At 43.9% G+C, this 14,947-nt stretch carries 11 protein-coding genes; 5 read left to right on the top strand and 6 right to left on the bottom strand.

Annotated features, from left to right (window positions below; translation table 11 throughout):
* The first annotated feature begins 99 nt into the window (after nucleotides 1–99).
* Nucleotides 100–2,091 (top strand): DUF460 domain-containing protein, encoded by a 1,992-nt coding sequence (locus EO98_RS06620; protein WP_048141008.1) that lies wholly within the window; start codon nucleotides 100–102, stop codon nucleotides 2,089–2,091.
* A 47-nt stretch (nucleotides 2,092–2,138) separates the two neighbouring features.
* Here EO98_RS06620 and EO98_RS06625 read toward each other — a convergent pair whose 3' ends face one another.
* Together EO98_RS06625 and EO98_RS06630 are read right to left on the bottom strand one after the other, a co-directional pair.
* Nucleotides 2,139–2,684, bottom strand: a complete 546-nt coding sequence (locus tag EO98_RS06625; protein ID WP_048141095.1) for a ferredoxin domain-containing protein — start codon at nucleotides 2,682–2,684, stop codon at nucleotides 2,139–2,141.
* Between the two features lie 144 nt (nucleotides 2,685–2,828).
* Entirely contained in the window at nucleotides 2,829–4,079 is a 1,251-nt protein-coding gene (locus tag EO98_RS06630) for an MBL fold metallo-hydrolase (protein ID WP_048141011.1), read from the bottom strand.
* 1,003 nt (nucleotides 4,080–5,082) lie between these two features.
* On the opposite strand from EO98_RS06630, the gene EO98_RS06635 reads away from it, so the two are divergent.
* Nucleotides 5,083–5,535, top strand: a complete 453-nt coding sequence (locus tag EO98_RS06635; RefSeq protein WP_048136102.1) for a universal stress protein — start codon at nucleotides 5,083–5,085, stop codon at nucleotides 5,533–5,535.
* 835 nt (nucleotides 5,536–6,370) lie between these two features.
* Here EO98_RS06635 and EO98_RS18315 read toward each other — a convergent pair.
* From EO98_RS18315 to EO98_RS06650, 4 genes are all read right to left on the bottom strand, one after another.
* Complete coding sequence (locus EO98_RS18315) at nucleotides 6,371–6,535, bottom strand: hypothetical protein (RefSeq protein WP_156161045.1); 165 nt, start codon at nucleotides 6,533–6,535, stop codon at nucleotides 6,371–6,373.
* Nucleotides 6,536–7,482: 947 nt separating this feature from the next.
* Nucleotides 7,483–9,738, bottom strand: a complete 2,256-nt coding sequence (locus EO98_RS06640; protein ID WP_048141013.1) for a DNA topoisomerase I — start codon at nucleotides 9,736–9,738, stop codon at nucleotides 7,483–7,485.
* A gap of 287 nt (nucleotides 9,739–10,025) precedes the next feature.
* On the bottom strand, nucleotides 10,026–10,508 hold the full coding sequence (locus EO98_RS06645) for a TIGR00725 family protein (protein ID WP_048141016.1): 483 nt from the start codon (nucleotides 10,506–10,508) through the stop codon (nucleotides 10,026–10,028).
* Nucleotides 10,509–10,685: 177 nt separating this feature from the next.
* The gene (locus EO98_RS06650) at nucleotides 10,686–11,207 is read right to left on the bottom strand and encodes a DUF367 family protein (protein ID WP_048141018.1); all 522 of its coding nucleotides are present in this window, start codon (nucleotides 11,205–11,207) and stop codon (nucleotides 10,686–10,688) included.
* A gap of 763 nt (nucleotides 11,208–11,970) precedes the next feature.
* Between EO98_RS06650 and EO98_RS06660 the strand changes: the two genes are divergently transcribed.
* From EO98_RS06660 to EO98_RS06670, 3 genes are all read left to right on the top strand, one after another.
* A complete protein-coding gene (locus EO98_RS06660; protein ID WP_200895241.1) occupies nucleotides 11,971–12,540 on the top strand; it encodes an HdeD family acid-resistance protein in 570 nt (189 codons plus the stop codon).
* A gap of 66 nt (nucleotides 12,541–12,606) precedes the next feature.
* Complete coding sequence (locus tag EO98_RS06665; protein ID WP_048141022.1) at nucleotides 12,607–12,987, top strand: hypothetical protein; 381 nt, start codon at nucleotides 12,607–12,609, stop codon at nucleotides 12,985–12,987.
* Nucleotides 12,988–13,314: 327 nt separating this feature from the next.
* Nucleotides 13,315–14,913, top strand: coding sequence for an MFS transporter (locus EO98_RS06670; RefSeq protein ID WP_052734534.1), 1,599 nt, complete (start codon nucleotides 13,315–13,317; stop codon nucleotides 14,911–14,913).
* Nucleotides 14,914–14,947: the final 34 nt, after the last annotated feature.

Below are 14,947 nucleotides of genomic sequence, written 5' to 3' on the forward strand. Positions count from 1 at the left end.
TAGCTGAGGCTAGAGAGCGGGACCTTATAGACTATGTCAATTTTATAAAATAAAGGTAGAAATCAGTTAAATATATATTCATCCAGAGATAAAATATAGGTGTTCATGCAAAACAGGATCATCTATGGAATTGATATCGCCCGGGGTTCCCCCAGGGCAAAGGAACTTCCTCGCTATGCTCTGGCTATCCTGAAGGACGGAGAAGTTTCCCATCAGAGTATGCTCCGCCGCCAGAAAATCTTTAATCTGATCCAGAGGGACAGGCCGGAGATAATAGCCGTTGACAATATTTTCGAGCTTGCAGCTGACCGAAACGAGCTCCTTTCACTTATGGAACGCCTGCCTGATGGGGTAAAACTTGTTCAGGTCACAGGCGGGCTTCACCCGGAACCTCTGGTCAGGATTGCGCGGAAGCAAGGGCTTTTCTTTGACCCCAAAAACCCTAATGACGAAGCTGAAACCTGTGCCCGGCTTGCAGACCTGGGGGTTGGGCATGAGGTATCTCTTTTTGAAGATATTACGAGAATTAAGGTCAGCAGAGCCCGTTCCCTCGGACGTGGAGGCTGGAGCCAGAACCGGTACGCAAGAAAAGTGCACGGAGCCGTGCTTCAGAGGAGTCGGGAGATTGAAGATACCCTCAAGGACCTTTCACGGGAAAAAGGTATCAGGTTCGATGCCGTAAATATAAAGGGGTTCGGAGGCTATGTGAGGTCCGAATTTACAGTCTATGCAAAGCGTGGAGAGATTCCAATACATCCTATGGCAAGCAGCGATGCGCAGGTAAGTGTGAGAAGTGTCGAACGCGACAAAATCCGTTATGTTCCCCTGAAGCCGAAGAATCCCGGGCGTAAATTCACAATCGTAGGGCTCGATCCGGGAACAACCGTGGGAATAGCTATTCTTTCTCTCGATGGAGACCTCCTCTATTTGAAAAGCTTCAGGGGAATAGCTCCTGATGAAGTTGTCAAGCTTATTGCCGAATACGGAAAACCTGCAGTAATTGCAAGCGATGTCACTCCAATGCCCGGCTCGGTTGAAAAAATCAGGAGGAGCTTTAACGCAGTCCCTGCAAGCCCTGGAATTGAAGTCTCTGCCGAAGAAAAAATTGCGCTTGGAAAAACCTTCGGCTACTCCAATGACCACGAAAGAGATGCATTAACTGCAGCTCTTCTCACCTACAGGAGTTACAAGAACGTCTTTACGCGAATTGAAAAGAAAGCTCCGGAAAATGCGGACCTTGAGCTGATAAAGCTTCATGTAATCCGCGGAGACTCAATAGAAGCTGCAATTGAAAAAGTCCGGGCTGCATCGATTGCTCCTGAAAAGCCAGGGACAAGGGCTGCTCCTGAAAAACCCGAGGAAAGGGTAGTTGACGAATCTCTCCTGAAAGTGAGAGAGACTGTCCAGAGGCAGGGAGAACAGATTCAGAACCTGCAGGATTATGTAGAAGAATTAAAAAAGTCACTAATTGCAAAAGATAGGAAAATCTCAAAGCTTGAGTCAAGGTTGAAAGGCTTCAAAAAGGAAGCTTACGGGGAAGTCCGGAAATCGAAAGAGGTCCAGATCCGGGACAGCACCATAGAGAACCTGAAAAAAGAGCTCAGCAATAAAAATAAAACCGTAAAAGAACTCAGGCGCAGGAGCAACAAACTGCGTAAAATCCAGAAAATGGAAATTCGAGGTGAAGGCACTCCTGTAAAGGTTATTGCAGCTTTTACAAAGGAATCAATTGCCGAAACAAAAGAAAAGTACGGGCTCAAGCCAGGAGATTTGGTTTTCCTGGAAAATCCAAGCGGAGGCGGTGCTGCAACAGCCCAGATCCTTGTGGAAGCAAAAGTTCGGGCAGTACTTATCCCGGAAGATATTTCGCATGCAGCAGAAGAGACTTTTTTCAAGGGGGACGTGCCGGTCTTAAGGAATATCCCGCTTGAAAGGGCTGAAGATTTTGCAATGGCTGAGCCAGAAGGCCTTAAAGCTGCAATTGATGCCTGGGAAAAAGAAGCCGGGGCAAAGCGCCACAAAGCCAAGGAAGACGAATTGCAGAGCCTCTTTGAAGAGTACAGAAGTGAGAGGCGGAGGGGCCTTGTTTAAGGCTCTTCTGATCTTAGTTCCAATTTTTCAGTAAACAGCACCACGATTTATTTTCTGTCAAAGAAGACATTTTTCCCGGTCACACTCAGCGGAATTCCAAAAGCAACATCTGCATCCAGCAAGCCTGAGACCCTTGCTGCTGCGCCAACTGAGTACATGATCCTGTTGTCAATGCAGAAGTCTTTGGCTTTTGCAGCAGCTGCGCCTACAGCAATCCCGAGGTCTGCATACTTGAGCATGCAGTTTGGGCCTTTGAACTCGGTTTCCACCTTCTTTGCGTTGAGCATCTCTTTGCAGGTAGCAAAACCACAGGCTCCGCAGTTTAAGCCTGCTGCCCCGCTGGCTTTGACTCCTATGAGGACAGCAGCTCCTGCGTTTCTGAGGTTTCCGGCATCTCTTTTGAGGAAAGCAAAGCCTTCACCTTTTTCTTCCGCCAGCTTTTCCATTATCGAGGCAAGGATTTCAATATCATCTTTTTCAGCAAGGGCAGTTATTATGTCGTCCACTCCTTTGGCTTTCGGGGCAGTCCGTGCAGCCAGGAGGATGCTCCTTGCAAGCATCTCTAGGACTTCGGATTCAGGATTGAGGATCATATTCAGGTAATTGGAACTCGCGAGGCTTAAGCATTTCGCAGGCTTTGTAAGAAGCCTCATCTATGTCTTACCCTTCTCCATACCTTATCCTCATTCATGTTTTATCCATTCCTCCCTTTCTTTCCTCTTTTTACTTTTCCTCACTCAAAAACTGAAGGATTCCCCGTTTGCGGGTGCATAAGCTTCTACGCCGATTTCATCCGAAATCCACTGTGCAAAAGCTTCCGTTTTTTCTCCGTGCATGACAAAGACCCTTTCAGTGCCCTTTTTGCAGAAGTTTTTTACGAGCTGTTTAAGTTCCTGATCTCCGCAGTGGGCAGAAAAGTCGTACTGCTCGATTTTGGGCTTGAGGGAAAGGATAGCTCCATCGGTTTCGATAACTCCGTGTTTCAAGGCCAGCCGACCGTTTGTGCCTTCGACCTGGTAGCCTGTGAGCAGGATTTTTGATCTCGGGTCTTTGTAAAGCCGGCTTAGATAATAAAGTGCAGGCCCCCCGTTCAGCATCCCGGCTGTAGTGACAATGACTGAAGGCTCTTTAAGGACGTATTCCCTATGTCTGTCTTTTACGGAACTCGCACGCCCGAATGCCCTGTCAAGAAGATCCGGATTTCTCAGGTACTCAGGATATTTTTTGAGGATTTTGTACACCTCTCTGCCCATGCCGTCCACGTAAGCCCTGATTCCGTGGGCGTCAAGCAGCATCAGGATCTCCTGAGTCCTGCCTATTGCAAAGGCAGGGATAAGGGCAGTTCCTCCTCTCTCCAGGGTCTCACGGACCGATTCTATAAACCTTTCTTCGGTCTCTTTCCGCGGGATATGTTCTTCCCCAAAGTATGTGCTTTCAAGCACAAGGGTATCAGCCTCAGGAAACTTTTCTGCCCCCGGGACAAGCCTTGTCTCCTTCAGGCTGAAATCTCCTGTATAAAAGAGACTTTCTCCGGATTCGGACTCAAGGTGGATTCCCGAAGCCCCGGGGATATGGCCTGCGTTGTAGAAGCAGGCACTGTATCCGTGAGTTTTGAATGTTTCTCCGTAATCTTTTCGCCAGGTAAGCTGGTTAAGCCTTTGAAGGTCATTAGGGTCAAAAGGAGCTACACCCGAGAGGGTGGTTTCTGCAAGCTTGAGGGTATCTCTCCCGAGAAGGCTGGTAAACTCTGCTGTTGGCGGAGTCATGAAAACTTCAGGGCTCAGGTACATCAGGTTAGGGACAGCTCCGCAGTGGTCCAGATGCCCATGGGATACCAGCACTGCTTTCGGTTCGATGTCATTCTGGGGATATTCGGGTATATCCCCAGCCTTTATACCGTAATCAAGCAGAATCTCCCCGTTTACAAGCAAACCCGAACGTCCTACTTCTCTGCATCCGCCTTTAAAGCTAAGCTCCAGAACAAACACTCCTTGAATATTTTGTATGATATAATTTTTCGAATAAGCTTTTTTTAAAAGCCTTTTGAAATAACTCTGGCTTTACAGACTTTATAAGTTATGATACGACAGCTTAAAACTTAAAGGTACAGTAACTTAAAGGGACTTGAAATATATTCAAAATGAGTAATGAAACGTGGTGTGGTTCTGATCAATTGATTGATATTGTCCCGCATACCCAAAGATCGTATATTTCGGCTTTCTACATCCGTGCCGCGCAGGGTTTACGGCCAACTGGCATGAGAAATGATTCTTTGACCCCACAGACCGTTTTTCAATTTACAGGTAAATATAAGCGCTCCCGCCAGCTTGTCTGGCAGCCCTTCCCAAAAAGAAGAAAAAAGAATTAAAAAGAAGAAAAAAGAATTAAAAAGAAGAAAGAATTAAAAAGAAGAAATAAGAAGGAAAATACAGTAAAAAGCAGACTTGAGAAAGAGTATTTTTCAGGTATAACTTAATTATGTTTTGTTTTCATTTTGCCGATTTTTTCTGTCGCATCCAATTTTGTCTATTTCCCGTAGTTTTTAGTTGTTGATCTTTTCACATATTTTTTTGCAAGACCGCTCTCCTGCATCGAGCTTTCTTCAAAATCTGACTTTAAGGCCGTTTAAGCCGCTTTTAAAATGTCTCTTATGGAGATTAATCTGGCTCTGCTCCGAAAATCAATCCTGAAAGTTGTGAGTAAATCATAAATTCTCAGCAGGAAACCCGTTAAATCTTTAGATTTAGCGGGTAGTTGACAGTTACTCACTTTTCTACGGTCTCACACACTTATATTTAAAATGAGGTGAGTATATTATTATAGGGCATTTAGAGCTTACACACTTGAATATATTATTTGTTTAGAAATCAGTGAAAGTTATTAGGCCATTATAGGTGTTTTGAGTTCTTTATGCTTGTATTTTACTGCAATTTTTCATGGAAGTTGAATGCGAGTTGAATGCGAGTTGAAATCTGTAATGGAGAACAATACATGACAAGCGATTTATACCGAAATATAGTGATTGCAACAGACGGGTCCGCGAATACCCGGAGGGCTATTTCTTACGGTATTGAGATTGCAAAACTTAGCGGAGCCACTGTCCATGCCCTTCACGTAGTAAATACATCCTCTACAATTTCTGAAAATTGGACTGCTGGCAAAGAAACAATCTACAAAATAATGAGGTGTGATGGGGAGAAAGTAGTATCTAAAATTAAGCAGATTGGAGAGGACTCAGGGGTGGAGGTAAGAGAGGTCCTTTTAGATGGGTGCCCAAGTGATGAAATTATCTATTTTGCAGAAAATAATAACGTGGACCTGATAGTAATGGGTACACTCGGAAAAACAGGACTCGAAAAATTTCTGATGGGAAGTGTTGCAGAAAAAGTAGTAAGAGGTTCAAAGGTCCCTGTAATGGTCATACGGACTGGAAAACAAAGCTGAAACTTTCCGTCAATTACAATTGTCAATTACAATATACACTATTTTTTAGTTTTCCAACTACTAACTACTTTAAGAACAGCATTCGATATACCTGCAAAAACAGCAATAACAATTGACACCTTAAACCAAAATGTCGCTCCACCCTTAGACATACGCAACATATGGATACACAACTATAAAAAATCAGGTATTATATTATTAGATATATATTATATAAGCAGGAGAAAAAAGAAAAGAGAACATGGAGGGGATAAATTTTCTCTTTTCTTATCAAAAGAGTATTTTTTCAATCATTTAAAAAACTTTTGGGAGTTTTTGTTACATTGTCCTGATGCTCCAGAAACTCAAAACATAGTTAAAAAACTGTAAAATTGTCTTTTAGTTGGTCGGATACTCGGAAAAATACTTAGAGTTCCTTCAAATACTCTGAAAATAGGAACGATTTTAGCCACTTTTATACGTTTTTAGAGCATTTGCATGGAAATTCACAAAGAATACATGAGAAAATTAAATCCCGTGGAGATAGGAAAGTGAAAAAGAATCAGCTTGTAGAAATAGAGAAACAAATACAGAAATACACAGAAACAGGCTTTCTCAAAACTACATTTGATTCTACAATTTTAATAAAATGTCCCGCTATAATATCAAAGTATTCGTAAATTTCAGACGAATTTCCGATATGAAAGTAAAGTCAACATTATATTATTCAATTGTAGAAATGGATCGAGTTTTGAGACGGCTTGGAAAACCATTTTTAATTTTTGGATATTCGAGAATGCAAAAAATGGCTTATCGATAAGATAAGATAGGAAGACCTGAGTTAACTATGCTCTTTTTATTTTCCTTTTCCTTTCTTATCTTGTTTTTTATCTTGTTTCTTATCTGGTTCTTTTATTTTGTCTTTTGATTCCTTAACTTCCTCAACTGGTTTTTTAATCTTGTCGTTCGTTTCCTTATCCATCTTTTCGCGTTTTGCTGCCTTTTGTTTCTTGGTTGCCACGTTATAAACCTCTGATTATCTGTTTTACAAATAAATAATTATAAAACAGTCAGGTACTATAAATAGGTTCATCTTTTATTCAATCCATTCTCCGATTTTTCTGTATAATCTTCAAATATTCAATATATTCACTGATTTTTCTTTATTATCTTCAAATAGTCGATCTGTTATCCGACTTTTCGGTAGTCTCTTCAAATTGTATGGGATAAAGTAAGTTTCACATATTTGCTGAAATTTTAGAGAATCGAAAAATGGAGAATGTCATACGGAAGCCGGCAAAATAAGGCAGTGTGGCATATAGGAGCATACACTTCAGGATAAGGAAGTATCGCAGGAACAAAAGGCAAGAATCGAAGACCTGAAAACTCAGATCCAGGCACTTTATGATCATCTGCACACCAAGGATGAGCAGATAGAAAAGCTAAATGAGAATATTCATAAGCAGGCGGTTCATATTCTCAGAGCTTGATCCAGGAGAACAGCAGGTTAAATATTAAGCTGCTTCCGGAGAATACGGAAATAAAAAAGCCATGGTGGAAGCTCTGGCAAGTAAAAATATTTAACTGTTTTCAACATTTAATAAATCATGATAAGTGCTGTTATCAGCTCATCTGCTGCAGGATCCTCTAACCAAATCATACTGGGGTCACTTATTGTATTAATCCTTGTCTTTACCTTGATATTCTGCGTTTTCTATTTGTTTTACAGTAAAAGAAGAAAGTGAAATTGAATAGGTTAACAATAAAATATTTATTCGAGCTCATCCCAAAACCAATTTCATCCTTAAATCAGTAAAGTTTCAGAACTGTTTTTCATGATCAGAAACTCGATTGATTATTCCAAATTTGGGATTTTGAGAAGTAATTTTGAGTTTTAGGGTGAGTTCTAAAAAATAAACAAAAATAAAAAAGCCTACGTGAGGACTATTTCATAAGCCCTCACTATTCTCACAAGTCCTCAACTGTGCTGCCGCATGAAATCTGCCAGTTCTTAATCTTCTTTACGGTGACCTTTATAAGCTTCGCAAGCTCAATTGCATCGGCTTCTATCAAGGCTTCTATGCTGTTTATTCCTGCTTCTTCGAGTTTTCCTGCGGTTGCTTTTCCCACGCCTTCGATATCCTTGATGGATTTCGGTCTTTCCTTTTTCGGCTGCTGAGCCTGCTCTTCCTTCTGGGTTTTCTGCCACTCGATGAAATTACACTGCGGGCAGCCAAGGTCCCAGGCTCGTTTTCCCTGATTGATTATGCGGATATGGTGCAGCCCGTGAGTCTCGCAGGACTTATCGGTGACAATGATCTGCCCGCTCTTTGGCAGGGGCAGGGAGAAAGTGCAATTCGGGTAATTGCTGCAGCCTATGAAACGGCTTCCCCTCTTCGAACGACGGATCATCAGGTCGTTTCCGCATGCTGAGCAGGTGCCTATTATTTTATCTTCCCTGAGGCCTGCCTGCAGGGACTCTATGATATTATCCCTGTTTTTGTCGAGTTCCGAAAAGACCTGCTTCAGAATCTCCCGGGACTCTTCAAGGACAGCCTCCTCCTTGATTTTGCCCTCTGCAATCAGGTCCATATTTTCTTCAAGCAGCTTTGTCATGTCCGGTTTTGTAATCGTAGGGGAATACTTCTCAAGGGTATCCATTACGGCAAAAGAAGTATTTGTGGGCTGAACCGGGTTTCCGTGGATATAAGCCCTGGAATAAAGCTTACTTATGATCTCGTGTCTGGTAGCCTTTGTGCCGAGCCCCAATTCTTCCATTATATTGATTAGCCTGCCCTGCCCGTAACGTCCAGGAGGCTGGGTTTCCTTGTCCAGCATCTCTTTCTTTATTACTTTCAGGGAATCTCCTTCCCTGAGTTCCGGAAACAGCCTGTCTTCAGGGGCATTGTAGGGATAATACCAGCGCCAGCCGTGTTCCAGCAGCCTTGCTCCGTTTGTCCTGAACTCTTCCTCCTCGATATCGAGTCTCAGGCGCAGAGTCTCCCAGGTGCTCGGTCCGGCAAAGGTTGCAAAAAAGCGCCTGACCACAAGCTCGTAGACCTTCCATTCCTCTTCTTTCAGGTCAGTTTTCTTTGCAAGGGACGCCGGATAGATAGGAGGGTGGTCTGTTGTTTCTTTTTTCCCGCGCGTGGGGACAAGTTCGGCTTTCTCAAGCAGGGCGTTTGCATACTCCTTAAAAGGCCCTTCCTTAAAAATCTCAATTTGAGCCCTCAAATCCAGAGTATCAGGATAAACCGTATTGTCTGTCCTTGGGTATGAAATGTATCCGTTAGTATAAAGGGATTCAGCTATGCGCATCGCATTTGAGGGACTGAGCCCTATAGAGTTTGCCGCGTTGATAAAGCCTGTAGTATTAAATGGGGTAGGGGGCTGGTCGACCTTTGTCCCTTTTTCTATTTCCTTTACTTCCGCTTTTTTCCCCAGTTTTTTGAACACCTTTGCAGCTTCCTCTTTGTCCAGGAAGCGGCGAGTTGAGTGCTGGGCGGAAAAAGTTTCTTTTGATGCGGTTTCAAGTTCAGCGTGGATCTCCCAGTAAGGAGTCGGGACAAATAGATTCCTTTCCTTTTCCCTGTCAACAATAAGTGAGAGGGTCGGCGACTGCACCCTTCCTACCGAGAGGAACATTTTTCCAAGCCTGCCAGCTGACAGGGAAATATAACGGGTAAGGGCTGCGCCCCAGACCAGGTCAATGACCTGCCTTGAATGCCCGGCGTCTGCAAGATTAAAATCAACGTTTGTAGGATTTGCAAAAGCGGCTTCGATTGCTTTCGGGGTTATTGCACTGTAGCGGACCCTGTCAAAAGGGATATCCGGATTTACCTTTTTTATGATATTGAGGGCTTCGACTCCTATCAGTTCTCCTTCCCGGTCGTAGTCAGTTCCAATCGTGACCCTTTCTGCTTCTTTTCCCAGGCTCTTTAAAGCAGTCACTATCTTCCGGTTAATTGGAGTTGTTGTAATCTCGGCGTCGACTAGGGCTCTAGCATCAACTTTCTGCCAGTTGTTATACTCTTTTGGAAAATCTATCCCGACAATATGGCCGGAAAGCCCTACCACTGCAGTCTCCTGCCTGGTTTCGCCGGATCCGATCTCGTACCGGTATACATCTACTCCGCTGACTCTTTCCTTCTTAGGACTTTTTGGAGCCAGAATCGCAGCTATCCTCCTTGCTGCTATATTTTTTTCCGTTACGATAAGGTGCATTTAAAACTCCGGTATAACTTTTCTTGTAAGTACAGCTTTCATTACATTTTGTGGAGGAATGCTGGCGTACCCCTAAATTTATGCCAGTCTGAGTCGAAGCCTGCCTCCTAATTCTTGAAGTTTCCTTTTGCAATATATATTTTTGGATCAAATCTCTAAATATTCTGATATCCGTAATTATAATCAGGTTCAGGTATTCCTGATTTACCTGTTTTTCCTTTTTACCTGACTCTTTTTACTCAGAATTTTTACTTAAAGTTTTCACACTTCTTCTCTATACCTCTTATCTATTTTTCTTTTGTCCCTTCTTCAATGAGTCTGAAAGCAAGCTCTACAGCCCCCAGCGGGCTTTTTGCGCTCTCTGTGCCTTCGATTTTCCATCTGGACTCAAGCAATACCACCGGCTTTCCCATCTTCAGGCCAAGAGCTATTTCCGAAAGAGTCCCATATTCCCCGTTAACCGCAATAAGAGCATCCGAGGACTGGGATATAAGGGCGTTTCTGGCATGCCCCATTCCGCTGAGAATGGCTATATCTATCCAGGGATTTGCTTCCTCCCGAAGTGCTCCGGGCAAAATTCCCAGGGTTATTCCTCCTTCCAATTTTGCTCCACAAGCTGCTGCTTCCATTACTCCTCCAAGTCCTCCACAGAGAAGAACAGCTCCCTTTTTTGCAATCTCTTTTCCCACAGCTTCTGCAAGGGCTCTGGTCTCACTGCTACAGGTCCCGGCTCCTATAACCCCTATCTGCTTTCTTACTGACGGTTTCACCGTACATAACTCCTTTTAGCCCTTTTAGCCCTTTTAGTCCTTTTAATTGAGATCCGGTCAGATTGCGCTCCTTTATTTAAGTGGCTTCGGGATAATTGCTTTTCTCTCCGGGATAATTGCTTTTCTCTCCGGGATAATTACCTTTCTCTTTTGCCTTTCGTTTAAATGTAGCCGCCTTCAGATGTAATGGCTCTGCATTTCCACAATTTCAGTGCTGTTTTTTGCGGTTGAATACTCTTCAAGCGGTTCCCTGTTCAGTTCAAGGAAGCTGTGCCCCCAGTTAAACTTGGACATGACTTTTTCGGCCTGCTCTTTATATCCAAAAATGTACAGGGATGCTGCAAATGCCTCTGCAGAATTGAGTTTGAAGGGCCTTCCGAAGTTCACAGGATTGCCTGCAAGTAAATATGGAAGAGCTCTGTGTTCAAGGTGTAGCTTTTCCAGTTCAGGAAAAACCCTCTCGACTTCTTCCCAGGAGCAGTCAAGTACAATAATCCCCTTTCCGGGGTTATCGGCAGGAGATAGGGCCTTTTCTGCCATAGGATCGAGCAGAATCGCTGAACGAGGCAGCCTTGAAATCCTATCGTACATATGGGCAAGGTCAAAGCGAGCCATTTTTCTTCCTGTGCACTTTTTCGGGTCACACTGCCCTGCATGGTATATATAAAGGGGAATATCCCGGTTTTTTGTCGGATTCATCACTGATCCTCTGGAATATGGGATTCTATTTAAACAGTTTCCTTGTTACTTGTTTCTTTGTTTACCTGTTTTTCTCTTTTATATGTTTCTTTGTTTACCTATTTTTCTCATTTATATGTTTTCTTGTTTACCTGTTTTTCTCATTTTCTTTGTGTGTGGGTACCGAGCCTTTATTCCCGGATAAAAGAGCCTTTATTTTGAGATTTAATAATAAGTTTGTTTATATCTGATGATTTGTATATAATTATATATATCACTGCTTCGTCTTCTGTCGAATGGGGAAAGGGAATTAATCTTAATCTTGATATTGAAATTAACATTGAAATTAGCATTGAAATTAACATTGAAATTAACATTGAAATTAACATTGAATTTGAGATCCCAAAAAAATCCTGTCTTCATATGCTGCAGTGATAAATGAATAGTTATTTCAGCCTGCGTCATATCCGGGCTTTCAATGATGGAATAGATGCACTCAATCAGCACCTTTTACAATGAGGTTATTTGGGATTAATTAAGGGTAAGCTGTACAGATGTGAATTTAATCAATGAACTGCCCCGGAAAGAGGAAATTGCTCTTCTTTGTGGAGGGGGAAGGCAATCTTCTCTTTGACTCTGGTTATTCCTGAGTATACCGGAAATTATCCTGAAACAGGAATTTCCTGCTCTGGATGAGTGATGTTTCTTTAGCTGTGCTCACACCTGTATTCTGGTAGCGGGAATTATCGGTTGAAGCACTGAATAAATTGGGGAGATAAATTATATGGAACAACCAATTGATGTTATAGAACAGCCAATTGATGCTGGTAAAGGGATGGGGTATGAAATACTGCAGGCACCCTGGTGGGTAGTTCTTCTGGAAGGGGTTATCGCTATTATTATTGGCTTATTTCTTTTATACAAACCTGCAGTAACCACTATCTATCTCTTACAGATCCTGGGGCTTTTCTGGCTGGCAGGGGGAATTCTTTCCGTATTAGGGGCGTTTATATTCTCAGGGAATCGGTTATGGAAACTGCTTTCAGGTATCCTGGGCATTATTGCAGGAATCGTAATACTGATGTACCCTATTTTCAGCCCTTTCATAGTTCTCACATTCTTCGTTATTTTCATAGGAGCATGGGCTATTATCAATGGGGCTGTAAAACTTGTCTGGGGACTTAAGGGAGGAGGATGGGGAATGGGAATCCTTGGTATCCTGACCATAATTCTCGGCATACTCCTTCTAATCAACTCTCTGGCAGGAGCCCTGTTTCTCCCGTGGATATTCGGATTTTTCCTTATTGTCGGGGGAATGGGGGCAGTCATCGGAGGACTAAAAATGCGGACCTGAAGAAGGAGTTTTCGAGACAAAAACAAGGAGACAAAAATAAGGAGACAAAAATAAGGAGACAGGAATATGGAAAGACCTATCGGTGTTACTATTCTGACCTTTGTGGCTGTAGTTCTTGCGTTTTTAAACGGTATTGTAATGCTCCGGTTTCTTGGATTTTTACCCTTTCTGGGGCCTCTGGATATCCGTATTTTTAACCTATGGTATGCACTATTGTACGGCCTGCTCGCCTATATATGGGTGTGGCTGGCTCAGATGCTCTGGCAGGTAGATCCGCAGGCCTGGATGTTTCTGGCTGTGATTACCGTCTTTAACCTGTGCGTGGATTTCGTGCTGCTGGTTACCGGAGGGTCATGGTATGACGTTAACGTTTCAGTTATTCTGAACTCCCTTATTCTCATCTATATAATGCTGCCGGGGGTGAGGGGAGCATTCGGGCACGATTAAACATCAACTGACAATAAACGATAATGATCCAAAAAATGGAAAAGAGCTTCGGATTTCATTTTCTTCCTTTTTGCTATGACCCATCGCGTTATGAAGAATATTTTAGCCAGTGAGTAACGATAGTAGATCTATCCGTTGATAGCAGATCTTAGTAGATCTATCCGTTGATAGCAGATCTTAGTAGATCTATCCGTTGATAGCAGATCTTAGTAGATCCATCAGTTGATAGTAGATCTACCAGTTTTTTGGGTAGAACTGACATGAAGAATTATCTTTTCCAGGGTATAATCAAGCTGCCCTTATTATTCCAGTTCCGAAGTGGTTACTGTGGAAAAGAAGATTGTACTTGTTGCACTCACGCTTGCAATGTTCGTGCTCGTTATTGATACGACTATTATGAACGTCTCGATTTCGACACTTATCAGTGACTTCAATACGGACGTAACCACCGTCCAGGCAGCCATTACCCTGTATGCACTTGTGATGGCGTCCCTGATGATCATCGGAGGGAAGATAGGGGATATTGTCGGGAGGAAACGGGCATTCAGGCTTGGACTGGTTATATACGGGGTGGGTTCGTTCCTGACGGCAATCAGCCCGACAATAGCTGTACTGTTTGTGGGCTGGTCGATCCTTGAAGGGCTTGGGGCAACCCTTGTCATGCCCGCTATCCAGACGCTTGTGACCTCGAACTACAATGGGGAGGACCGTGCCATGGCTTATGGGATACTGGGGGGAGTCGTTGCAAGCGGAATTGCCCTCGGACCTATCATAGGAGGCTGGCTGACAACTGTATACACCTGGAGGCTTGCCTTTGTCGGAGAGGTTGTGATTGTGATCATTGTCCTGGCTTTAAGCCGCTACATCCTGGATGCACCCCTTGAGGCCGACGAAAAGCCGAAGCTGGATATATTTGGGTCTATCCTCTCCGCACTGGGGATGGGTTTTATCGTTTTTGGCATATTGCTGGCAGGGACTTACGGCTGGTGGAATGCACGCCAGACTTTCTCCATAGCAGGGATTGATATTTCCCCGTTCGGTCTTTCCCCCACTCCGTTTTTCATTGCAACAGGAGGCATTATCCTGCTGGGCTTTGCCGCCTGGGAACGCCATATCATTACCAGCGGAGGAATGCCGCTCGTAAGGCTCGACGTGCTCAGGGACCGCAGGGTCACATCGGGAATCCTTATCCAGCTGGTCCAGACCTTCCTTTTTGGAGGTTTCCTGTTCAGCATGGCCCTCTTCCTTCAGATCGTCCTGGGCTTAAACGCGATTCAGACCGGCTTTGTCTACCTGCCTCTTTCCATACCGCTTTTGGTCGCCTCGTTGACTGCATCCCGTCTCTCCATCTTCATTGCCCCGAAGCGCATCATCCAGGTCGGACTGATCATACTTCTCGCAGGGCTTTTCCTGGCTATTGCAACCATTGACGTGGAGGTCAGAGGGCCTGGCCTTATGATCGGCTTTGCCCTGATTGGGATAGGCGGGGGGCTTATAGCGTCCCAGGTAATGAACCTCGTGCTTTCCCAGGTAGTGCCTGAAAGGACAAGTGAGACGGCTGCCCTGATGGGCACTTTCCAGAACCTGGGCATGGCCATCGGGACTGCGCTTATGGGCTCTCTCCTGGTTGCAGGCCTGGCAGCAGGAGCCATTACCTTAATCGATGACAGTACTGCCATTCCGGAGGAACTCAAGCCCGACCTTATATCGGCAGTAGAAGAGAATGTGCGCTTTTTGAGTGATGAAGAACTGAATGCTGTCCTGAAAGATGCTCCCCCTGACCTTACACAGGAAATCTTGAGGATTAACGAAATCGCCCGCATTCAGGGGATAAGAACTACCCTCCTGGGGCTGGTGATTATAACAATATTCGGCATAATCATCTCGATCTTCCTGCCGCCTGAAATCCTGGTCCCTCCTAAATGAACCCGTTTATACTGGAACTATAATATTGCTGAAG

Source organism: Methanosarcina sp. 2.H.T.1A.6 (genome assembly GCF_000979455.1).
Taxonomy (GTDB): domain Archaea; phylum Halobacteriota; class Methanosarcinia; order Methanosarcinales; family Methanosarcinaceae; genus Methanosarcina.

What these genes read in the sequence shown, in the direction of transcription:
- EO98_RS06650 (WP_048141018.1), bottom strand. Translation starts at nt 11,207, where the DNA reads ATGAATCCGACAAAAAACCGGGATATTCCCCTTTATATATACCATGCA.
- EO98_RS06635 (WP_048136102.1), top strand. Translation starts at nt 5,083, where the DNA reads ATGACAAGCGATTTATACCGAAATATAGTGATTGCAACAGACGGGTCC.
- EO98_RS06625 (WP_048141095.1), bottom strand. Translation starts at nt 2,684, where the DNA reads ATGATCCTCAATCCTGAATCCGAAGTCCTAGAGATGCTTGCAAGGAGC.
- EO98_RS06660 (WP_200895241.1), top strand. Translation starts at nt 11,971, where the DNA reads ATGGAACAACCAATTGATGTTATAGAACAGCCAATTGATGCTGGTAAA.
- EO98_RS06640 (WP_048141013.1), bottom strand. Translation starts at nt 9,738, where the DNA reads ATGCACCTTATCGTAACGGAAAAAAATATAGCAGCAAGGAGGATAGCT.
- EO98_RS06665 (WP_048141022.1), top strand. Translation starts at nt 12,607, where the DNA reads ATGGAAAGACCTATCGGTGTTACTATTCTGACCTTTGTGGCTGTAGTT.